Source organism: Pseudomonas sp. UW4 (assembly GCF_000316175.1).
Taxonomy (GTDB): domain Bacteria; phylum Pseudomonadota; class Gammaproteobacteria; order Pseudomonadales; family Pseudomonadaceae; genus Aquipseudomonas; species Aquipseudomonas laurylsulfatiphila.
This window is the reverse complement of the sequence record NC_019670.1, coordinates 1551351-1572693: the sequence shown is the minus strand read 5'-3', so window position 1 is coordinate 1572693 and position 21343 is coordinate 1551351. Positions and strand designations below refer to the sequence as shown.

General features: G+C 61.4%; 19 protein-coding genes. 7 read left to right on the top strand and 12 right to left on the bottom strand.

Annotated features, from left to right (window positions below; translation table 11 throughout):
• Position 1 precedes the first annotated feature (1 nt).
• From PPUTUW4_RS06905 to PPUTUW4_RS06885, 5 genes are all read right to left on the bottom strand, one after another.
• On the bottom strand, positions 2–1819 hold the full coding sequence (locus tag PPUTUW4_RS06905; protein WP_015093970.1) for an ABC transporter ATP-binding protein: 1818 nt from the start codon (positions 1817–1819) through the stop codon (positions 2–4).
• Positions 1812–2414: a DsbA family protein gene (locus tag PPUTUW4_RS06900; RefSeq protein ID WP_177325111.1), complete on the bottom strand. Its 603-nt coding sequence runs from the start codon at positions 2412–2414 to the stop codon at positions 1812–1814. The genes PPUTUW4_RS06905 and PPUTUW4_RS06900 overlap by 8 nt, the downstream gene beginning before the upstream one ends.
• A 36-nt stretch (positions 2415–2450) precedes the next feature.
• Positions 2451–3392 (bottom strand): rhodanese-related sulfurtransferase, encoded by a 942-nt coding sequence (locus PPUTUW4_RS06895; RefSeq protein WP_015093968.1) that lies wholly within the window; start codon positions 3390–3392, stop codon positions 2451–2453.
• Between the two features lie 171 nt (positions 3393–3563).
• The gene (locus PPUTUW4_RS06890; protein ID WP_007973667.1) at positions 3564–3863 is read right to left on the bottom strand and encodes a BolA family protein; all 300 of its coding nucleotides are present in this window, start codon (positions 3861–3863) and stop codon (positions 3564–3566) included.
• Positions 3864–3875: 12 nt separating this feature from the next.
• Complete coding sequence (locus PPUTUW4_RS06885; RefSeq protein ID WP_015093967.1) at positions 3876–4400, bottom strand: DUF2059 domain-containing protein; 525 nt, start codon at positions 4398–4400, stop codon at positions 3876–3878.
• 191 nt (positions 4401–4591) lie between these two features.
• Here PPUTUW4_RS06885 and PPUTUW4_RS06880 point away from each other — a divergent pair, with 191 nt between their 5' ends.
• Complete coding sequence (locus PPUTUW4_RS06880; protein WP_015093966.1) at positions 4592–5986, top strand: class II fumarate hydratase; 1395 nt, start codon at positions 4592–4594, stop codon at positions 5984–5986.
• Between the two features lie 129 nt (positions 5987–6115).
• Here the strand turns inward: PPUTUW4_RS06880 and PPUTUW4_RS06875 are convergent, their stop codons facing one another.
• From PPUTUW4_RS06875 to pap, 3 genes are all read right to left on the bottom strand, one after another.
• On the bottom strand, positions 6116–7075 hold the full coding sequence (locus PPUTUW4_RS06875; RefSeq protein WP_015093965.1) for a DMT family transporter: 960 nt from the start codon (positions 7073–7075) through the stop codon (positions 6116–6118).
• A 244-nt stretch (positions 7076–7319) separates the two neighbouring features.
• Positions 7320–8504: a thiolase family protein gene (locus PPUTUW4_RS06870; RefSeq protein WP_015093964.1), complete on the bottom strand. Its 1185-nt coding sequence runs from the start codon at positions 8502–8504 to the stop codon at positions 7320–7322.
• A gap of 102 nt (positions 8505–8606) precedes the next feature.
• A complete protein-coding gene (gene pap, locus PPUTUW4_RS06865) occupies positions 8607–10130 on the bottom strand; it encodes a polyphosphate:AMP phosphotransferase (RefSeq protein ID WP_015093963.1) in 1524 nt (507 codons plus the stop codon).
• A 348-nt stretch (positions 10131–10478) separates the two neighbouring features.
• Between pap and mnmC the strand changes: the two genes are divergently transcribed.
• From mnmC to PPUTUW4_RS06840, 5 genes are all read left to right on the top strand, one after another.
• Positions 10479–12458 carry a bifunctional tRNA (5-methylaminomethyl-2-thiouridine)(34)-methyltransferase MnmD/FAD-dependent 5-carboxymethylaminomethyl-2-thiouridine(34) oxidoreductase MnmC gene (gene mnmC, locus PPUTUW4_RS06860; RefSeq protein WP_015093962.1) on the top strand — a complete coding sequence of 660 codons (1980 nt, stop codon included), beginning with the start codon at positions 10479–10481 and terminating at the stop codon, positions 12456–12458.
• Between the two features lie 170 nt (positions 12459–12628).
• Positions 12629–14401: an N-acetylglutaminylglutamine amidotransferase gene (locus PPUTUW4_RS06855; RefSeq protein ID WP_015093961.1), complete on the top strand. Its 1773-nt coding sequence runs from the start codon at positions 12629–12631 to the stop codon at positions 14399–14401.
• Between the two features lie 3 nt (positions 14402–14404).
• Entirely contained in the window at positions 14405–16153 is a 1749-nt protein-coding gene (gene ngg / locus PPUTUW4_RS06850; RefSeq protein ID WP_015093960.1) for an N-acetylglutaminylglutamine synthetase, read from the top strand.
• Positions 16154–16279: 126 nt separating this feature from the next.
• Positions 16280–17470 carry an osmoprotectant NAGGN system M42 family peptidase gene (locus PPUTUW4_RS06845; RefSeq protein WP_015093959.1) on the top strand — a complete coding sequence of 397 codons (1191 nt, stop codon included), beginning with the start codon at positions 16280–16282 and terminating at the stop codon, positions 17468–17470.
• Between the two features lie 210 nt (positions 17471–17680).
• Entirely contained in the window at positions 17681–17908 is a 228-nt protein-coding gene (locus PPUTUW4_RS06840) for a YheU family protein (protein WP_003199186.1), read from the top strand.
• A gap of 4 nt (positions 17909–17912) precedes the next feature.
• On the opposite strand, the gene csrA is transcribed toward PPUTUW4_RS06840, so the two are convergent.
• The 3 genes from csrA to PPUTUW4_RS06825 form a co-directional block, all read right to left on the bottom strand.
• Positions 17913–18098: a carbon storage regulator CsrA gene (gene csrA, locus PPUTUW4_RS06835; protein ID WP_015093958.1), complete on the bottom strand. Its 186-nt coding sequence runs from the start codon at positions 18096–18098 to the stop codon at positions 17913–17915.
• A gap of 154 nt (positions 18099–18252) precedes the next feature.
• Positions 18253–18585 carry a YnfA family protein gene (locus PPUTUW4_RS06830; RefSeq protein WP_008004345.1) on the bottom strand — a complete coding sequence of 111 codons (333 nt, stop codon included), beginning with the start codon at positions 18583–18585 and terminating at the stop codon, positions 18253–18255.
• Between the two features lie 64 nt (positions 18586–18649).
• Positions 18650–19465, bottom strand: coding sequence for an SDR family oxidoreductase (locus PPUTUW4_RS06825; protein WP_015093957.1), 816 nt, complete (start codon positions 19463–19465; stop codon positions 18650–18652).
• 284 nt (positions 19466–19749) lie between these two features.
• Between PPUTUW4_RS06825 and PPUTUW4_RS27840 the strand changes: the two genes are divergently transcribed.
• The gene (locus PPUTUW4_RS27840; RefSeq protein WP_018606531.1) at positions 19750–19902 is read left to right on the top strand and encodes a DUF3309 family protein; all 153 of its coding nucleotides are present in this window, start codon (positions 19750–19752) and stop codon (positions 19900–19902) included.
• A 72-nt stretch (positions 19903–19974) separates the two neighbouring features.
• Here the strand turns inward: PPUTUW4_RS27840 and PPUTUW4_RS06815 are convergent, their stop codons facing one another.
• Positions 19975–21342: a DUF1552 domain-containing protein gene (locus tag PPUTUW4_RS06815; RefSeq protein WP_015093956.1), complete on the bottom strand. Its 1368-nt coding sequence runs from the start codon at positions 21340–21342 to the stop codon at positions 19975–19977.
• Position 21343 lies beyond the last annotated feature (1 nt).

Below are 21343 nucleotides of genomic sequence, written 5' to 3'. Positions count from 1 at the left end.
CCTACAACCGCTGCAAATGCCCATACAGCTTGGCATACAGACCGCCATCGGCAATCAGCTGCTGGTGGTCGCCGTCCTCGGCCACTTGCCCGCCGTCGAATACCAGCACTCGATCAGCCTGCTTCACCGCCGAAAGGCGGTGGGCAATGATCAACGTGGTGCGGTTGCTCAGAAACCGCGCCAGGGCCTGGTGCAGGTTGTATTCGGTGGCGGCATCCAGCGCGGAGGTGGCTTCGTCGAGGATCACCACCTTGGGCTCGGCGAGCACCATCCGGGCGATGGCCAGGCGTTGGCGCTGTCCGCCGGACAAACGCACGCCGGAGCGTCCGACGATGCTGTCCAGGCCATTGGGCAAATCCCGCACCGTGCCGTGCAACTGGGCGATTTCCAGTGCATGCCAGCAAGCCTCGTCACTGCGCTCACGGCCCATGGTCAGGTTGGCCCGGATGGTGTCGTTGAACAGCGCCGGATGTTGCAGGACCACGGCAACATTTTCCCGCACGGTTTCCAGGCCGATCTCCTGCTGGGTCGAACCGCCAAATCGAATGGTTCCGGACAACGGCGTGTACAAACCCAGCAGCAGTTGCACCAGCGTGCTCTTGCCCCCACCACTGGCGCCGACGATCGCGACCTTTTCGCCGGGGGCGATGGACAGGTTCATCTGGTTCAGGACCAGTTCATCGCCGTAACCGAAGCTCAACCCTTGTACTTCCAGCCCGACGGTCTCGCGACCGATGAACGGGTCGACGCCGCCCGGGTATTCAGGCTCATCATCACGCGACAGCAGCTCATTGATCCGCGACAGCGCACCGCCGGCAGCGTAGTAGGCATATTGCAGGTTCAGCAGCTGTTCGACCGGACCGATCATGAACCACAGGTAGCTGAACACCGCGAGCATCTGGCCGATGGACAAGTCGGAGAACAAAACCGTGAGCATGGCCGCGGCACGGAAAATATCGATGCCGAACTGGAACAACAAACCGCTGGCCCGGTTCGACGCATCGGTTTTCCATTGCGAATTCACCGCATAGTCGCGCACGTCACGGGCGCGTTGCCCCAAGCGACCGAGGAAAAACCCCTGCCGGTTGCCGGCGCGAACTTCCTGGATGGCATCCAGGGTTTCGGTCAGCGCCTGGGTAAAGCGCGAAGTGCTGTCGTTCTCGAGTTTTTTCAGGTGCTTGACCCGTTTGCCCAGTTGCACCGTGGCGTAGATCACCAGCGGGTTGAACAGCAGGATCAGCAATGCCAGTTTCCAGTGCATCCACATCAGAATGCCCGCCGTACCGACCAGGGTCAGCATGGCCACGAGGAAACGACTGAGGGTTTCACCGACGAATTTGTCCAGCGTGTCCAGGTCGGTGACCAGATGCGTGGTCACCGTGCCACTGCCCAGGCTTTCGTATTCACCCAGCGAGATACGCTTGAGCCGTTCGATCAGACGTATGCGAATGCGGTAGACGATGTCCTTGGCCAACCCGGCGAACAATTTCGCCTGCACCACGTTGAACAGCAACGCCGTACACCTCAGGGTCAAGGTCACCAGCAGCATCAGGCCGATGTAGCCCGCCGCTTTTTGCCAGCCTTCGGGCAGCGCGTGGTTCATGATCTTCAGCGCGGCGTCACCGTGCCCCAGCAACACCTCGTCCACCAGCAACGGCAGGAGCAAGGGAATCGGCACGCTGCACAAGGTCGCCAGCACGGCCACGCCGTTGGCGATCCACAGAGACTTCTTGTGATGCAGGGCCAGGCGACGGATTTCCGCCCAACTCAGACGGTCGACACGTTTAGCGGTGGCGACGTCATCGGGCAGATCATGCACAGGCAGCGCGCTCCAGCCAGCGGCCGAGCAGCGGGGACAGCACACTCAGAGGCTGATAGCCGTTGGTCAGCAACGCCAATTGACCATTGCGTTCAGCGAGCAATGTAGGAAAACCGGCGATACCCAGGTCCTGGACCCAGGTGAAATCGGCGGCGGTGGCTGCGTGCATATCAGCCCGATCGAAAGCACCGGCGAACTCGATGCGCGGCAGACCGGCCTGTTCCGCCAACTCGACCAACACGCGGGCCTGGGTGACATCACGGCCTTCGGCATAAAATGCGTGCTGAATCAGCCCGAGCAGTTTCAACGCGCAATCCGGCGCCAGGCTGCGCGCCGTCACCAAGGCCCGGCAGGCAGGCTCGGTATCGTAGACAAAACCTTCGGGCAGCGCGCCATCGAACTTGAACGGCTGGCCGGTGGCCTCGGTGACCGCCTGCCAATGCTCAAAAATATAGCGTCGGGTGGTCGGCTCCAGCGCCGCACCGCTACCGGTTCGCAAGCCACCCACGATCAGATGCACATCCACACCCGCGGCTTGCGCCTGCTCGACCAGTGCCTTGGCCACCGGGGCAAACCCCCAGCACCAGGAACACATCGGGTCCATCACATAGAGCAGGCGCGCAGACATGGTTCAGGCCTCGGTGGATGCTTGCTTGTAGTTGTAGCCGATCGGGTGAGGCTGGTTACGAGCCTTGGCCAGCTCGATCTGCTTCTGCCGGTCGATGGCGCTGCGACGGGTCTTCTCACTCAGCTTATCCCAGCAATGCGGGCAACTGATGCCGGCCACGTAATGCTCGGACGCGCGGTCTTCGATGCTGACCGGAGTGCGGCAGGCATGACATTGATCGTAGTCACCTTCGCTCAGGTCGTGTCGCACGGTCACGCGGTTGTCGAACACGAAGCAGTCGCCCTGCCACTTGGTTTCTTCCTGCGGCACCTCTTCGAGGTACTTCAGGATGCCGCCCTTGAGGTGGTAGACCTCACCGAAGCCCTCGCTGAGCATGTAGCTCGACGCTTTCTCGCAGCGGATGCCGCCGGTGCAGAACATCGCGACCTTCTTGTGCACTGCCGGGTCGAAGTTGGCTTTGATGTAGTCGGGAAATTCGCGAAAACTGGTGGTTTTCGGGTCGATGGCGCCTTCGAAGGTGCCAATCGAGACTTCGTAGTCGTTGCGGGTGTCGATCAACAGCACTTCCGGGTCGCTGATCAGCGCGTTCCAGTCTTGCGGGTCGACGTAGGTGCCGACCTTTTTGTTCGGGTCCACGCCTTCCACACCGAGGGTGACGATTTCTTTCTTGAGTTTGACTTTGGTGCGGTAGAACGGCTGCTCATCGCAGTACGACTCTTTATGGTCGATGTCGTCCATGCGTGGGTCGTTCTTGAGCCAGGCCATCAGCCCGTCGATGCCTTCGCGGCTGCCGGACACGGTGCCGTTGATGCCTTCTTCGGCAATCAGCAGGGTGCCTTTGATGCCGTTGTCGACCATCGCTTGCAGCAGGGGCTCGCGCAGGGCGACGTAATCTTCCAGGGTGACGAACTTATACAGTGCCGCCACGACAATCTGTTGTGTCATGGGTAAATCTCCAGGTGGCTACCCTCGTAAGGGGTGAACCGGATGCGAAAAAAAACGCGCCGGGTGAGCGGCGCGTTGGGCATTCTAACAAAAAAGATCGCAGCCTGCGGCAGCTCCTACATGGGAATACAATTTCCTGTAGGAGCTGCCGCAGGCTGCGATCTTTTGATCTTAATGCTTGCTGCCGCCAGCACAGGTCGGCGAGGCCGGAGCCGCGTCGATCTGTGCCCATTCCTCTGGCGTGTAGGTATGCAGCGCCAACGCATGGAACTCGCCCATCAGCTCGCCGAGCGTGCCGTAGACCTTCTGGTGACGCTTGACCCGGTTCAGGCCATCGAACTGCGCGCTGACCACCACGGCCTTGAAATGGGTTTGCAGCCCACGGCTGTGCATGTGGCTCTCATCCAGCACTTGCAGATGCTCGGGCTGAAGCAGGGCGAGCGTCGATTCGATGCGTTGTTGCATAGTCATACCGAACTCCGCTTAAGGCTTTTTCTTGGCGGGTGCAGCCGCGTCTTTCGGGGCCAGCTCGGCCGTCATGTCAGCCAGCAGCTTGTTGACCACCGGCACAGCGCTTTCCAGCTTGGACTGGGTCATCTGGGCCGATTGCTGGGTCAGCTGGGGCATTTTTTCCATGACTTTCTTGCCCAGTGGCGACTGGTAGAACGCAACCAGGTCCTTGAGCTCGGATTCGCTGAAGTTGCTGGTGTACAGCTTGACCATGTCCGGCTTCAGCTTGTTCCAGCCAATGGCCTGGTCCAGAGCGGCGTTAGCCTTGGCCTGGTAGGTTTCCAGTACGGCTTTTTTCGATTCAGGGGCTTTGGACTGTTCGAAACGCTGGGCAAACATCTGCTGTACTTGCATGTACACCGGAGTGCCCAGTTTGTCAGCGTGCGCCATGGTCAGGAAAGCCTCGGCACTGGCGTTATGGCTGGCGGTGTCGGCGAGAACCTGGCCGCTGGCGCAGACCAAAGCAACGGCGGTACAGATGGCACGAAGACGAGTCATCGAGTTTCCTTTTCTAGCTGGCGAGGTAAGACCCCAAGGGCGTCCATTCTGCGCCTAAAAAAGTGTGTCGCTCAACCCCAAGCCTTGTCGCACCTGATTTAGAGGGGTTGAATGGACAAATTCAGACTGATGGAACCACGGCCGTCGATCACGGCCTAAACTGCGCAATCGGACCTACAGGAGTGAGCAAGATGAGCCGTATCGAAACCGACAGCCTCGGCCAGGTTGAAGTCCCGGATGAAGCCTATTGGGGTGCTCAGACGCAACGCTCGCTGATCAACTTCGCCATCGGCAACGAACGCATGCCGCTGGCGGTGTTGCATGCCCTGGCGCTGATCAAGAAAGCCGCGGCGCGGGTCAATGATCGCAACGGCGACCTGCCCGCCGATATCGCCCGTCTGATCGAGCAGGCCGCCGACGAGGTGCTCGCCGGCGACCATGATGACCAGTTTCCGCTGGTGGTCTGGCAAACCGGCAGTGGCACCCAGAGCAACATGAACGTCAACGAAGTCATCGCCGGTCGCGCCAACGAGCTGGCTGGCAACCCCCGTGGCGGCAAGTCCCCGGTGCACCCCAACGATCACGTCAATCGCTCCCAGAGTTCCAACGACTGTTTCCCCACCGCCATGCACATCGCGGCCGTGCAGGCGGTGCAGCAGCACTTGCTGCCGGCAATCAGCGAATTGTCCGGCGGCCTGGCCGAGCTGGCTGCTCGCCATATGAAGCTGGTCAAGACCGGCCGCACCCACATGATGGATGCGACACCGATCAGCTTCGGCCAGGAAATCTCGGCCTTCATCGCGCAACTCGATTACGCCGAGCGGGCGATCCGCAGCGCACTGCCCGCGGTCTGCGAGCTGGCCCAGGGCGGCACAGCGGTCGGCACCGGGCTGAATTCGCCCCACGGTTTCGGTGAAGCCATCGCCGCCGAACTGGCCGCCCTCTCCGGTTTGCCGTTCATCACCGCGCCGAACAAGTTCGCTGCACTGGCCGGTCATGAGCCCCTGACCACGCTGTCCGGCGCGCTGAAAACCCTCGCCGTGACCCTGATGAAAATCGCCAACGACCTGCGCCTGCTGGGCTCCGGTCCGCGCGCCGGCTTCGCCGAAGTCAGGCTGCCGGCCAATGAACCGGGCAGTTCGATCATGCCGGGCAAGGTCAACCCGACCCAGTGCGAAGCGCTATCGATGCTGGCCTGCCAGGTGCTGGGCAACGACGTCGCTATCGGCTTTGCGGCCAGTCAGGGCCACTTGCAGTTGAACGTGTTCAAACCGGTGATCATCCATAACCTGCTGCAATCGATCCGATTGCTCGGTGATGGCTGCAGCAACTTCCAGCAACATTGCGTGGCCGGCCTGGAGCCGGATGCGGAAAAAATGGCTGAACACCTGGATCGTGGCCTGATGCTGGTGACGGCGCTCAACCCGCACATTGGCTATGACAAATCGGCGGAGATCGCCAAGAAGGCCTACAGCGAAGGGCTGACCTTGCGTGAGGCGGCGTTGCAGTTGGGGTATCTGACTGATGAAGAGTTCGATGCCTGGGTAAGGCCGGAGAATATGCTGGAGGCCGGGGCCAAGGGCTGAATCTGTAGCGCCTGATAGTCCGTCTTCGCGGGCAAGCCCGCTCCCACAGATTTCGAGTCGTCCATGAACATTGTGGACGACGCAAAACCTGTGGGAGCGTGGCTTGCCCGCGATGAACGATGACGCAGTCTAACTGGCTGCCATCCGCACTTTCCGCGCTTTCAACCCTGCAATCAATGACGGCCCCAACGCCACCAGCGCCGACCCCAGCACCACCAGCACCGCACCGCCATAACCCAACCCATTGATCGTCTCGGCATGCACATACTCGGGCCACAGCCATGCCGCCATGGCAACCGCCGCAAATGTCACCAACGGCGTGATGGCCAGCGTCGCGCTGACCCGGGAAGCTTCCCAGTGGGCCAGGGCCTCGGCAAAAGCGCCATAGGCAATCAGGGTGTTGAGACAGCACGCCAGCAGCAACCACCCCTGCAAGGGGTTCAATTGCAGCGCTTCAAGCGGATGCACCCAGGGCGTCAGCAGCGCCGCGCAAAACAGGTAGATCACCATCATCACCTGCAGCGAATTCCACACCGTCAGCAATTGCTTCTGCCCCAGGGCATAGAAGGTCCAGACCGTGGACGCCAACAGTACCAGCAGAACGCCGGCGGTGTAGTCGGTCAACGACGTGAGCAATTCACTCAAGCGCTGGTTGAAGAACAGCGCAAAGCCGATCAGCAGCACCAGCAGGCCAATCCCCTGCCCCAGGCTGAAGCGCTCCTTGAACACAAACAGACTGGCGATCAGCAGCATGATCGGCCCCATCTGCACTACCAGTTGCGCGGTGCCGGGGCTGAGCAGGTTCAGGCCCATCAAATACAAGACATAGTTGCCCACCAGGCCAAGCACGGCCATCAGCACCAGCCAGCCACCGCGAGGACCGAGCACTTTGCGGCTGGGCAGGCGCCTGGTGGCCGCCAGGTAAATGAACAGGCAACCGCCAGACACCAGCAGGCGAAACCAGGTCACCGTCACCGGGTCCATCACCAGCAACACTTGCTTGAGTTTGATCGGCAGGATTCCCCACAACAACGCGGTCAGCAAGGCCAGGAACAGACCGTAAACCCAGCGACCCGATGAAATGTGCATGTGAACCCCGAAGCCAACTGACAGGAGCCGTCATTCTAGGCCCACGGCTGTGACGCACACAGGGACAGTTACGGTCTGGCCGCGAATGAAACTGTGCAGGTCGTAATCTTCGGGGGATGTTTTTTGACCGCGGCGCGCCCATCGCGAGCAAGCTCGCTCCCACAGGTTCTTTGGTCACCACAAAACCTGTGGGAGCGAGCTTGCTCGCGATGGCTATCTAACTGACAACGAGAAATATCGAGGCCTAGCGCACCGCTTCAAACAGCCCGGTCGCCCCCATCCCGCCCCCCACGCACATGGTGACGATGCCGTAACGCAGATTGCGCCGCTGCAGTTCACGCACAAGGTGCCCGACCTGACGCGAACCGGTCATGCCGAACGGGTGGCCGATGGAGATCGAGCCGCCGTTGACGTTGTACCGGGCGTTGTCGATTTCCAGGCGATTACGGCTATGGAGGCACTGCGAAGCGAACGCCTCGTTGAGTTCCCACAGATCGATATCCGCAACGTGCAAGCCTTTGGCCTTGAGCAGTTTCGGCACCGAAAACACCGGGCCGATGCCCATCTCGTCCGGCGCGCAACCGGCCACGGTAAAACCGCGGAAGAACGCTTTCGGCTTGAGCCCCAGTTCCAGTGCCTTTTCCAGGCTCATCACCAGGGTCATGGACGCGCCGTCCGACAGTTGTGAAGAGTTGCCGGCCGTGACCGAGCCATCTTCGGCGAACACCGGTTTCAAGCCAGCCAGGCTTTCCAGGGTGGTGTCGGGGCGGTTGCAGTCGTCGCGGTCGACGATGCCGTCGAGGATCTGCGCCTGGCCGGTCGCCTTGTCTTCGACGCGGTACTTCACCGCCATCGGCACGATTTCATCAGTGAACAGCCCGGCGGCCTGAGCCTCGGCGGTGCGCTGCTGGCTTTGCAGCGCGTACAGGTCCTGCTCTTCGCGGCTGACGTTGTACCGACGCGCGACGATTTCAGCCGTCTGGCCCATCGGGAAGTAGATGCCCGGCACCTGCTCCTTGAGCAGCGGGTTGATCAGGTTGTCGGTGTTGACGCTTTTCATGGTCAGGCTGATGGACTCGACGCCACCGGCGACGATGATGTCGCTGCAACCCGAAGCGATCTGGTTGGCGGCGATGGCGATCGCCTGCAAGCCCGAGGAACAGAAGCGGTTGAGGGTCATGCCGGCCGTGCCGATGCCCAGGCGCGACAGCACCGCGACATTGCGCCCGATATTGAAACCCTGGGCGCCTTCATTGGAGCCGGCGCCAACGATGCAGTCCTCGACGCTTGCCGGATCGATACCGGTGCGCGCCAACAGGGCGTCGACACAGTGTGCCGCCATGTCGTCCGGGCGGGTCATGTTGAATTTGCCGCGAAAGGATTTGGCCAGGCCGGTCCGCACGCTGTCGACGATCACCACTTCACGCATGGCATACCTCATTGTTGTTGTCGGTTGAGAGTGGACCGAGCATAAGTCCAGCCCTTCACCGACCGCGACAATCATTCACCTCGCGTATGCGTAACCATCGCCTCAATCCTTGTCCTTCTGCTTCTTGCGCTCATGCCGGTCGGCTTTTTCGAAAGCCTCCTCCATTGCCCGATTGATGGTGCGCAAGACTTTGACTCGCGCCCAGCGCTTGTCGTTGGCTTCCACCAGGGTCCATGGCGCAATCTCGGTGCTGGTACGGTCAACCATGTCGCCGACCGCCGCGCGATAGTCATCCCATTTTTCACGGTTGCGCCAGTCATCTTCAGTGATCTTGAAGCGCTTGAAGGAAATCTTTTCGCGTTCCTCGAAGCGCTCCAGTTGCGTCTGTTTGTCGATGGACAGCCAGAACTTGACCACGATCACACCGGCGTCGGTGAGTTGTTCCTCGAAGTCGTTGATTTCACCGTAGGCACGCAGCCAGTCTGCCGGGCTGCAAAACCCTTCGATGCGCTCCACCAACACCCGGCCATACCAGGAGCGGTCGAACACGGTGAACTTGCCCCGGGCCGGGAGGTGCCGCCAGAAGCGCCAAAGATAGGGTTGCGCCCGCTCCTCTTCAGTGGGGGCGGCAATCGGCACGATGCTGTATTGGCGCGGATCAAGCGCCGCCGCCACCCGGCGAATCGCCCCGCCCTTGCCTGCCGCGTCGTTGCCCTCGAACACCGTCACCAGCGCATGGCGACGCATGCGCTTGTCACGCATCAACCCGGAAAACCGCGCCTGCTCGGTGATCAGTTGTTCTTCGTAATCCTCCTTGTCCAGATGCAGGCTCAGGTCCAGGCTGTCGAGCAGGTTCACTTGATCGACACTGGGGAACACTGGCGCGGCACTGACCTTTTCCGGATGGATCGTTGGCCGTTGCAATGCGCCCTGCAGGCCCGCCAGCAGAATCCGCCCCACGGCCAGACTGCGATAATGGGCATCCGCCCCGGCGATCACATGCCAGGGTGCATAGTCGCGGCTGGTACGGCGCAGCACCCGCTCGCCATACTTCACGAACCTGTCATAGGTTTCCGATTGCTGCCAGTCCAGCGGGCTGATGCGCCAGCTGTGCAGCGGGTCGTCGGCCAATGCCTTGAGGCGTGCCTTCATCTGCTTCTTGGAAAGGTGAAACCAGAACTTGAAGATCAGCGCACCTTCATCGCAGAGCATCTTTTCCAGGCGCTCGGCGCCATTGATCGCCTGGTCCAGCCGCGGATCCTTGAACTCGCCATGGACCCGCCCCTGCAGCATCTGGCTGTACCAGTTGCCGAAGAAAATCCCCATGCGTCCCTTGGCCGGGAGCATCCGCCAGTAGCGCCAGGCCGGTGGCCGCGCCAGTTCTTCGTCGGTTTGCTGATCGAAGGTACGGACCTCGATCAGGCGCGGGTCCATCCACTCGTTAAGTAACTTGATCGTCTCGCCCTTGCCGGCACCTTCGATGCCATTGATCAAAATGATCACCGGAAAGCGGCGTTGCTGCTGCAATTCGAACTGCGCTTCGAGCAACGCCTCGCGCAGGGCCGGTTCTTCGGCGTCGTAGGTTTCTTTGTCGATGACGTGATCGATTTCGGCGGATTCGAACATGGATGGCTCCCTTCCAGATGTGAGCAAGACTAGCGGATTGAACTGAAAGCCAGCAGAGTTTTTCCTGATGGTTCCGGATTCCTGTGGCGAGGGGGCTTGCCCCCGTTCGGCTGCGAAGCAGTCGTAAAACCAGCCAACCGGATTTACCTGACAGACCCGGTTGGCTGATTTCAGGGCCGCTTCGCGACCCAACGGGGGCAAGCCCCCTCGCCACAACAGCCCTCTCGCCGCAAAAGGTTCGGGCACGTCGAAGATTTTCTCCTACTCAGCCAATGCATGCCTTGCCACGGATCAAGCAACGCACCATCGATCGGCTAGAATGGCGACCTTGCCGTTGCCGAGCCTGCCATGAAACCTGTATTGCCCCACGCCCAGCTCGACTGGGACGACCAAGGTCGCCCGTATTCGCGAATGTTCGATGATGTGTATTTCTCCGACAAATCGGGGCTGGACGAAACCCGCTACGTGTTCATCGAACAGAACCGTTTGGCGGAACGCTTTGCGGCCTTGCCCGACGGTGGGCGGCTGGTCATCGGTGAAACGGGGTTCGGCACCGGGCTGAATTTCCTGTGCGCCTGGCAGGTGTTCGAGCAACACGCCGTGGCCGGTGCGCGACTGCATTTTGTCAGCGTCGAAAAGTACCCGTTGAGCCCGGCCGACTTGCAACGTGCCCTGGCGCTGTGGCCGGAACTCAAGGTATTTGTCGATCAACTGCTTGAGCAATACGTAGCCATCCATCAGGGCTTTCAGCGCCTGACGCTGGACCACGGCCGCATCACCCTGACCCTGCTGATCGGCGATGCATTGGAGCAACTGCCCCAACTCAACGCCAGGATCGATGCCTGGTTCCTCGACGGTTTCGCTCCGGCGAAAAACCCGGACATGTGGACCGCCGAACTGTTTGCCGAACTGGCGCGCCTGGCCGCTCCCGGTGCATCCATCAGCACCTTCACCAGCACCGGTTGGGTGCGGCGCCTGCTCAACGCCGCCGGTTTCAAGATGAAACGCACCCCGGGCATCGGCCACAAATGGGAAATCCTGCGCGGCGAGTTCCTCGGCTGGCCCGACGACGTACCCGCCCCGGCGCCCGACAAACCCTGGTTTGCCCGACCTGCACCGCCGAGCGGCGAACGCCGGGCACTGGTGATCGGCGCCGGGCTGGCCGGTTGTGCCAGCGCCGCCAGCCTGGCTGCACGGGGCTGGCAAGTGACGTTGCTGGAGCGTCACGACGACATCGCCCGCGAAGCTTCGGGCAATCCGCAGGGCGTGCTCTACCTGAAGTTATCGGCGCATGGCACGGTGCTGTCGCAAATGATCGTCAGCGGATTCGGCTACACCCGACGACTGCTCGAACACTTGCAACGGGGCCGCGACTGGGACGATTGCGGCGTGTTGCAACTGGCCTTCAATGCCAGGGAAGCCGAACGCCAGGCGCAATTGGCGGTGGCGTTTGCACCGGACCTGTTGCACCTGCTGGATCAATCCGGGGCGCAGGCTGTGGCCGGGATCGGGCTGGCACACGGGGGCCTGTTCTATCCGCAAGGCGGCTGGGTCCACCCACCGGCGCTGTGCCAGTGGCAGGCCGGGCATCCGCGGGTTCAACTGCTCACGCATTGTGATGCGCTGGAACTGCGCAAGGTCGAGGATCAATGGCAAGCCTGGAACGGCGAGCAATTGCTTGCCTGCGCCCCCGTGGTGGTCCTCGCCGGTGCAGCCGAAATCCAGCGTTTCCCCGAGAGTGCGGGGTTGCCGCTCAAACGCATTCGCGGGCAAATCACCCGTCTGGCGCAAACGCCGCAAAGCCAGGCCCTGAGCACTGTGGTGTGCGCCGAAGGTTATGTCGCTCCCGCACGCTTGGGCGAACACACCTTGGGGGCCAGTTTCGATTTCAACAGCGATGACCTGACGCCGACCACGGCTGAACACTTGGGCAACCTGGCCATGCTTGACGAGATTTCCCACGATCTGGTCGAGCGCCTGGAGATCGACCGCCTCGACCCCGAGAGCCTCCAGGGGCGTGCAGCGTTTCGCTGTACCAGCCCCGACTACCTGCCAATCGTCGGCCCGTTGGCCGACACCCAGGCCTTCGCTCAGGCCTATGCCGCGCTGGGCAAGGACGCCCGGCAGGTGCCGGACGTCGAATGCCCGTGGCTCGACGGTTTGTACATCAACAGCGGCCACGGCTCGCGCGGCCTGATCACCGCGCCGCTGTCCGGAGAACTGCTGGCCGCCTGGCTGGACAACGAACCCCTGCCCTTGCCCAGAAGCGTGGCCGAAGCCTGTCATCCCAACCGGTTCGCGTTACGGCGCCTGATCCGGGGCAAATAGTCGATACCGCCGTCGAGAGCGCCCGCACAGCGGCTCTCGGCCCGGGTTTCGCCCTCTTATAACTCATCGATATAAAACTCCCCTTGCCGAGGCGGGTCAGTTTCTGAGTACCCGCCATTTTGGCGCGGTATCGATTGACCCTCCCCAACGGAAAAACCGGTAAGGAATTTATGTGCGGATTAGCTGGCGAGTTACGTTTTGATCATCAACCTGCAGACCTTGCAGCCGTTGAACGAATCACCCATCACCTGGCCCCTCGCGGCCCTGACGCCTGGGGATTTCATAGCCAGGGGCCGGTTGCCCTGGGCCATCGGCGCCTGAAAATCATGGACCTGTCGGACGGCTCGGCGCAGCCGATGATCGACCCGCAATTGGGCCTGTCCCTGGCCTTCAACGGCGCTATCTACAACTTTCCGGAACTGCGCGCCGAGCTTGAAAGCCTGGGTTACGCCTTCTATTCCGGTGGCGACACTGAAGTCTTGCTCAAGGGCTATCACGCCTGGGGCGAAGCCTTGCTGCCGAAACTCAACGGTATGTTTGCCTTTGCCGTTTGGGAGCGCGATGCCCAACGCCTGTTCATCGCCCGCGACCGTCTTGGCGTAAAACCCTTGTACCTGTCGCGCACCGGCCAGCGCTTGCGCTTTGCCTCAGCACTGCCGGCATTGCTCAAGGGCGGCGACATCAATCCGCTCCTCGATCCGGTGGCGCTCAATCACTACCTGAATTTCCACGCCGTGGTCCCCGCACCGCGCACGTTGCTGGCGGGCATCGAAAAACTGCCGCCAGCGACCTGGATGCGCATCGAAGCCGATGGTCGCACCGAGCAGAAAACCTGGTGGACCCTGGCCTATGGCCCCCACGACGACGAGAAAAACCTGACCCTCGAAGACTGGCGCGACCGGGTGCTCGACAGTACCCGCGAAGCCGTCGCGATTCGTCAGCGTGCGGCGGTCGATGTTGGCGTGCTGCTGTCCGGCGGTGTCGACTCGAGTCTGCTGGTGGGCCTGTTGCGGGAAGTCGGCGTGGACAATCTGTCGACCTTCTCCATCGGCTTCCAGGATGCGGGTGGCGAGCGCGGTGACGAGTTCCAGTACTCCGACCTGATCGCCCGACACTACGGCACGCAGCATCACCAATTGCGCATCGATGAAAAAGAGATCATCGAACAACTGCCCGCCGCATTCCACGCCATGAGCGAACCGATGGTCAGCCACGACTGCATCGCGTTCTACCTGTTGTCCCGCGAAGTGGCAAAACACTGCAAGGTCGTCCAGAGCGGCCAGGGTGCCGACGAACTGTTCGCCGGTTACCACTGGTATCCGCAAGTGGACGGTGCGAACGATCCCTATGCCGCGTACCGCGACGCATTTTTCGACCGCAGTTACGACGACTACGCGGCGACCGTGCAGCCAAAATGGCTGACTGCCAATGACGCCGCCGGTGACTTCGTCAAAGCCCATTTCGCCCAGCCCGGTGCCGATGCGGCGGTGGACAAGGCCTTGCGTCTGGACAGTACGGTGATGCTGGTGGACGACCCGGTCAAACGCGTCGACAACATGACCATGGCCTGGGGCCTGGAAGCGCGCACGCCGTTTCTCGACTACCGCCTGGTGGAGCTGTCGGCCCGGATTCCGGGGCGTTTCAAACTGCCGGACGGCGGCAAGCAAGTCTTGAAAGAAGCCGCGCGCCAAGTGATTCCCAGTGAAGTGATCGACCGCAAGAAAGGTTACTTCCCGGTGCCGGGCCTCAAGCATTTGCAGGGCGATACGCTGGAGTGGGTGCGTGAGTTGCTGCTCGATCCGAGCCAGGATCGCGGCCTGTTCAACCCGGCAATGCTCGACCGTCTGCTGACCGATCCCCAGGGACAATTGACGCCGTTGCGCGGCTCCAAGCTGTGGCAACTGGCGGCCCTCAACCTGTGGCTCAGCGAACAAGGAATCTGACCGATGAAACCTCACGCCACGGCTATCAGCCAACGCCTGTTGCGCGGCCAGTCGCCTTCCTACGAACGTTTACAGGCACGTCTGGCCGAGGATGGCAGTGAACTCGGCGCCGCACCGATTGCCGTGCATTGCGGCTGGGGGCGCTTGTTGATCGGCCACACCTTTGCCGATGCGGCGAGCCTGGCCGCGGAGTTGCTCAACGAGCAGCCCGGCGAACGGGACATCGCGCTGTACGTCGCCGCGCCCCAGCAGGTGTTGGGGCTGGAGCCGGCGCAGCTGTTCCTCGACCCGTCCGATACCTTGCGCCTGTGGTTCAGCGACTACCGCCAGGCGACCCGGGTGTTTCGTGGATTTCGCATTCGACGCGCACAGAGCGACGCCGACTGGCAGGCCATCAACCAGCTGTACCAGGCGCGCGGCATGCTGCCGATCGATGCCACCCTGCTCACTGCGCGTCACCTGGGCGGCCCGGTGTACTGGCTGGCGGAAGACGATGACAGCGGCGCGGTCATTGGCAGCGTCATGGGCCTCAATCATGCAAAGGCCTTCAACGATCCGGAACACGGCAGCAGTCTCTGGTGCCTGGCGGTCGACCCGCATTGTGCGCGGCCGGGTGTCGGCGAGGTGCTGGTGCGGCATCTGATCGAACACTTCATGAGTCGCGGTCTCGCTTACCTCGACCTGTCCGTGCTGCACGACAACCGCCAGGCGAAAAACCTGTACGCCAAGCTCGGTTTTCGCAACCTGTCGACCTTCGCCATCAAGCGCAAGAACGGCATCAATCAGTCGCTGTTTCTCGGGCCGGGCCCCGAAGCTGCCTTTAATCCGTACGCCCGGATCATCGTCGAAGAAGCACACCGTCGCGGCATCGATGTGCAAGTCGATGACGCCGATGCCGGAATGTTCACCCTCAGCCATGGCGGGCGCCGGGTACGCTGCCGCGAATCCCTGAGTGACCTGACCAGCGCCATCAGCATGACCCTGTGCCAGGACAAGAGCCTGACCCACAAGGTGCTCAAGGCTGCCGGGCTGAACCTGCCCGTGCAGCAACTGGCGGGCAATGCCGATGACAATCTGGCGTTCCTTGATGAGCACCGGCGCGTGGTGGTCAAACCGCTGGACGGCGAACAGGGCCAAGGCGTGGCGGTCGACTTGCAGACCATCGAAGAGGTGCAGCACGCCATCGAGGCGGCCCGCCAGTTTGATAGTCGCGTGCTGCTGGAAAGCTTCCACCAAGGCCTCGACCTGCGAATCCTGGTGATCGGTTTTGAAGTGGTCGCGGCCGCGATTCGCCGGCCGGCCGAAGTGATCGGCGATGGCCAGCACTCCATCGGCCAGTTGATCGAAGCCCAGAGCCGGCGCCGACAAGCGGCCACGGGTGGCGAAAGCAAGATCCCGCAGGACGCGGAAACCCTTCGCACCTTGCAGGCGGCCGGATACGACTACGGCAGCATTCTGCCGGCCGGCGAGCATCTGTTCGTACGGCGTACGGCGAATCTTCATACCGGCGGCATTCTCGAGGACGTCACGGCGATCCTGCATCCGACGCTGCTGGATGCGGCTGTACGGGCCGCCCGGGCGCTGGACATTCCCGTGGTCGGCCTCGACCTGATGGTGTCCGCCGCTGACCAGCCGGACTACGTGTTTATCGAAGCCAACGAACGGGCCGGGCTGGCCAACCACGAACCACAGCCCACGGCGGAGCGATTTGTGGATTTGTTGTTTCCGCACAGCCAGCCGGCGGTTTCTTAGCTATGCGTTGTCTGGACTGCCCCCTTCGCGAGCAGGCTCGCTCCCACATGTGATCGCATTCCCCTGTGGGAGCGAGCCTGCTCGCGAAGGGGCCAGTCCAGGCACCTCAACTCATGAGGAGTTTCCATGACCAGAAAAATCCCCGAACCGGACCTCGGCTACCTGCAAAAAGTCCTGCTGGAAATGCTCGCCATTCCCAGCCCCACCGGGTTCACCGACACCATCGTGCGCTACGTCGCCGAACGCCTTGAAGAACTCGGCATTCCCTTCGAGCTGACCCGTCGCGGCACCATCCGCGCCACGCTCAAGGGCAAGAAGAACAGCCCCGACCGCGCCGTTTCCGCCCACCTGGACACCATCGGCGCGGCAGTGCGTGCGGTGAAGGACAACGGCCGCCTGACCCTCGCGCCGGTCGGTTGCTGGTCCAGCCGCTTTGCCGAAGGCAGCCGCGTCAGCCTGTTTACCGACAACGGCGTGATCCGAGGCAGCGTCTTGCCGTTGATGGCGTCCGGGCACGCGTTCAATACCGCCGTGGATGAAATGCCGATCAGTTGGGATCACATCGAATTGCGCCTGGACGCCTACTGCGCCACCCGCGCCGACTGCGAGTCGCTGGGCATCAGCATCGGTGATTTCGTCGCCTTCGACCCGTTGCCGGAGTTCACCGAAAGCGGCCATATCAGCGCCCGCCACCTCGATGACAAGGCCGGAGTGGCCGCGCTGCTGGCGGCCCTCAAAGCCATCGTCGACAGTGGCGAAGAACTGATGATCGACTGCCATCCGCTGTTCACCATCACCGAGGAAACCGGCAGCGGCGCCGCGGCGGCGCTGCCCTGGGACGTCAGTGAATTCGTCGGCATCGACATCGCTCCGGTCGCGCCAGGCCAGCACTCCAGCGAGCATGCGGTAAGCATCGCGATGCAGGACTCCGGCGGGCCGTATGACTATCACCTATCGCGTCACCTCCTGCGCCTGGCCAGCGACAACGACCTGCCGGCACGCCGCGACCTGTTCCGCTACTACTTCAGCGACGCGCATTCGGCGGTCACCGCCGGCCACGACATTCGCACGGCCCTGCTGGCCTTCGGCTGCGACGCCACCCACGGTTACGAACGCACCCACATCGACAGCCTCGCCGCCCTGAGCCGCCTGCTCGGTGCCTACATCCTCAGCCCGCCGGTGTTTGCCAGCGATGCGCAACCGGCCAAGGGCTCACTGGACCGGTTCAGCCATCAGCTCGAACATGACACGCAGATGGAAAGCGATACGCGGGTGCCTTCGGTGGACAGCCTGGTGGGGCAGCGGTCGGAGAGCTGATCCAGGATCTTCATCGCCGGGTAAACCGCTATCGCGAGCAAGCTCGCTCCCACAGTTGATCGGTGGTGAACACAAATCTTCGGTTCGCCGCTGAACCCTGTGGGAGCGAGCTTGCTCGCGATGGCGTCAGTGCAGACAACATCAAATCCCAGGCTAGCCGATACCGGCCATACGCCGTAGCATCGCGCCATTGATCCAACCGAGGTGCCTATGCTGATCCCCCACGACCAACTTGAAGTCGACACCCTCACCCGCCTGATCGAGGATTTCGTGACCCGCGACGGCACCGACAACGGTGACGACACGCCGCTGGAAACCCGCGTTCTGCGCGTGCGCCAGGCGCTGACCAAGGGCCAGGCACTGATTGTCTTCGACCCGGAAAGCGAGCAATGCCAACTGATGCTCAAGCATGACGTGCCCAAGCACCTGTTTGACTGAAGCTTCAGCGTTCCTTGGTTTTCGCCAGTTTGTTCTGGATGCGTTCATAGATTTCGGCGCGGTGCACATTGACGTCCTGAGGCGCTTCGACACCAAAGCGAACGTGGTTTCCGTTGATCGCGAGAACGCGCACGCAAATGTTGTCACCGATGGAAATGGTTTCGCCCACAACGCGACTGAGTACGAGCATAAGGAATGTCCTTCAGGGATTACTGGCCCCTGAAGATGCCCGGCCCGTCGTACGCCTACAATGCTCCGACAGCAAACCGGACCGGACTGACAGCCCCTGAACCATCCCACTGACGGAAAAGTCCGACAAGCCGGGTGATTGTAGGGACGAGCTGTCAGGACGCGGAGAATCGCGGCCCGAACAGGATGATACTCGCGCCAATCACACACAGCGCCACGCCGAGCCAGTCCGACCCCAGCGGACGAATCCGCTCGACCACGGCCAGCCAGCCAATCGAGGCAATGATGTAGATGCCACCGTAGGCAGCGTAGGCGCGGCCGGCGTAGGTGGCCTCGATACGGGTCAGCAGCAGGGCGAACAGGGTCAGGCTCAGGAGCGCCGGCACCACCCACCACATGCTTTTACCCTGGCGCAGCCACATCCAGAAGGCGAAGCAACCGGCAATTTCGAACAGCGCGGCGAGGAAAAACCACAGGTAATTGAGCATGCAAGCGTCTCGCAAGGATGGCCGATGGCGGCCACCCTAACGACCGTGCTGCCTGCGGGCAAGATCAGCTTGCGGATTGCCTGGCCTTGGCGCGCATTTTGTCGGCCATGACGGTCATTTCGTTGTAGAGCAATTGCGGGTTCTTCTGCTTGATCGCCCAGGCCATGCGGCCCTGTTCGTGGGGCAGGATCATGAACTCGCCGGCAGCGACATGCTGGTAGATGTAGTCGGCGATGTCGGCGGCGCTGATCGGCGAGCTTTCCAGCAGCTTGCCGACCTGGGCCTTCATGGCCGGGGTCGGGCCGCGGAAGGAGTCCAGCAGGTTGGTCTGGAAGAACGACGGGCACACCACATGTACGCCGACTTCCTGATGCGCCAGCTCGATCAGCAGGCTTTCGGACAACGCCACCACGCCCGCCTTGGCCACGTTGTAGTTGCTCATCGCCGGGCCTTGCATCAGCGCGGCCATGGACGCGATGTTGATGATCTTGCCTTTGCTTTGTTCCAGCAGCGGCAGGAAAGCCTTGCAGCCCTTGACCACGCCCATCAGGTTGATCGCGATCTGCCAGTCCCAGTCCTCCAGGGACAACTCACTGAAGAAGCCGCCAGAGGCTACACCCGCGTTATTGACGATGACATCGATGCCGCCGAGCTTGACCTCACAGGCCTGGGCGAACGCCGTCAGTTGGCTGTAGTCGCGCACGTCGCAGCGCTGGATAAAACCATCGCCACCGGCTTCACGGACCAACTTCAGGGTTTCCTGCAAACCGGGTTCGCTGACGTCCGACAAGGCCAGTTGCCAGCCTTCACGCGCCCAGCGCAGCGCGATTTCGCGACCCAGGCCAGAGCCTGCACCAGTGATCATCATGCGATTTTGCATAGCAAACAGCCTTGTTGTTCTCGGAAGATGCATCGAGTGTAGCGAAGGAAGTTGCCCGACCCACGCTCCATCAGATTGCTGAATGGCCCGAGCAAACCGCGGGCGCGCCACAAGCAACTAAGGCCATCACAAAAGAAATAAGAACCTGTCCGAAATACTTCAAAAAAACTTGGAATTTTCCTGCAGTCGCATGAGTCGGAATTTTTAAGCAGCTCGAATTTACTTCATTCCCGCTGACCTGATTGGCATGGTCATTTCACTGCATTTTCGACAAGGAAAAAGACATGGGCACAATACTGATCATCATTCTGATCCTGTTACTGATCGGGGGTTTACCGGTCTTCCCGCACTCCAGAAGTTGGGGTTACGGCCCATCCGGAATCATCGGCGTCGTATTGGTGGTGCTGTTGATCCTGCTCTTGCTCGGCAAGATATGAAAGTCTGACAAGCAGATAGAAACCAGCGAAAAAAACGATGCCAGTCAATCTGACTGGCATCGTTGTTCGGATTCACACGTTAGTGAATATCCCGCTGAGGGGATTGATATTGCCGCCGTAAGGCACGCTGGTTCCGGCTGCCTTGGCTACGGTTGCCCAGATACGCTGCATGTCGACGAATCTCTGGCCGATTACCGGGTTCCCTGCGTGGTGCTCTTGATCGAATTGCGACGTAATGTTGAAGTACCGTCCCGAACCGTCCCCGCTTTTCAACAGTCCGCTCGCCCCCCCCATTAACAACATCGGCATATCGATCATGTGCTCAGGGGATCCATCGGCCATCTCGCTGGTGAGTACGACGAGTGTATGTTGGAGCAGATTGTCGCTGGGCACGTGCGGGTCCTGGTACCGGGCCAGTTCATCCATAAACAGTTTGACCTGCCGAACGTACCATTGCCGCGTTCCCTTCCAGAGTTCTTGCCCGGAGCGACGGTGAGCACAATCGTGGGGATTTCTCTCGGGACTGACATCAATGATATTGAGCGACTCCGCCGAGCGCCCGATCTGAAGGGTGGCGACCCGGGTTATCCCGCAACCCAAGGCGGTGGCCACCACTTTGTGGTGATCCGCCTGAATGCGGGTTCGGTGCGCTGCCGATCTGTAATCCAGAGGCTCGAGTGTCACCGGCTCACATGCCCCCACGGGCGGCCGTGTTTCCTCCAGGTCCTTGATGACCTGCTCCACCGAGTCGAGATGGGTATCAAGCTTCTGCCGCTCGCCGGTAGAAAGCCTGGCTTTGAGTTCCCGGATATCCACCAGGGATGCCTCCAGCAGCGCACCGGCCCCGGGCTGTAGTGCGCGCCGAGTCCGAGCGGGCGACTTGAACAATGATTCAGCCATCAGCATTGGGTCACGGTAGGGGGTACGAATCGAACGTCCCTGAAACGACACAAACCAGGGCGTTCCATCGATTCCGGCGTGGGGGCCGGCAAACAGACTTCGGTGGGACGGCTCAGTGCCCGGCAGCGCTTGCCCCAGCAACACGTCAATAGACGATTGACTCCTTGCACTATCACGCAATACCCAGTTCCAGCCATCATGACCCACGTTCCCCGGCCCCAGAATAATCCCGCGCAGGTACAACGACTGGTTGCGATAGGCGGCCAGCTCTGAACTGACTTCATTGAGCGTAAAGGCCGTGGTATCCGTCCTCCCCTGTACATCGGGATGCCACAATCCGCGCCCATCACCAAAAGCACCGCCATTGTAGGAGTCCACCGCCAGTCCGTCGGGGACCACCACAAATACAACCTTCAACTTGGCTTGCTGTGTTTGCCCGGCCAAAGCCATGCGCGCCAAACCGAATTGAGTCAGAGGACCGAAGACACCTGCCGCAGCCAGGCCAGCGAGAAAACGCCGACGACTTTTCAAAATGCCCATG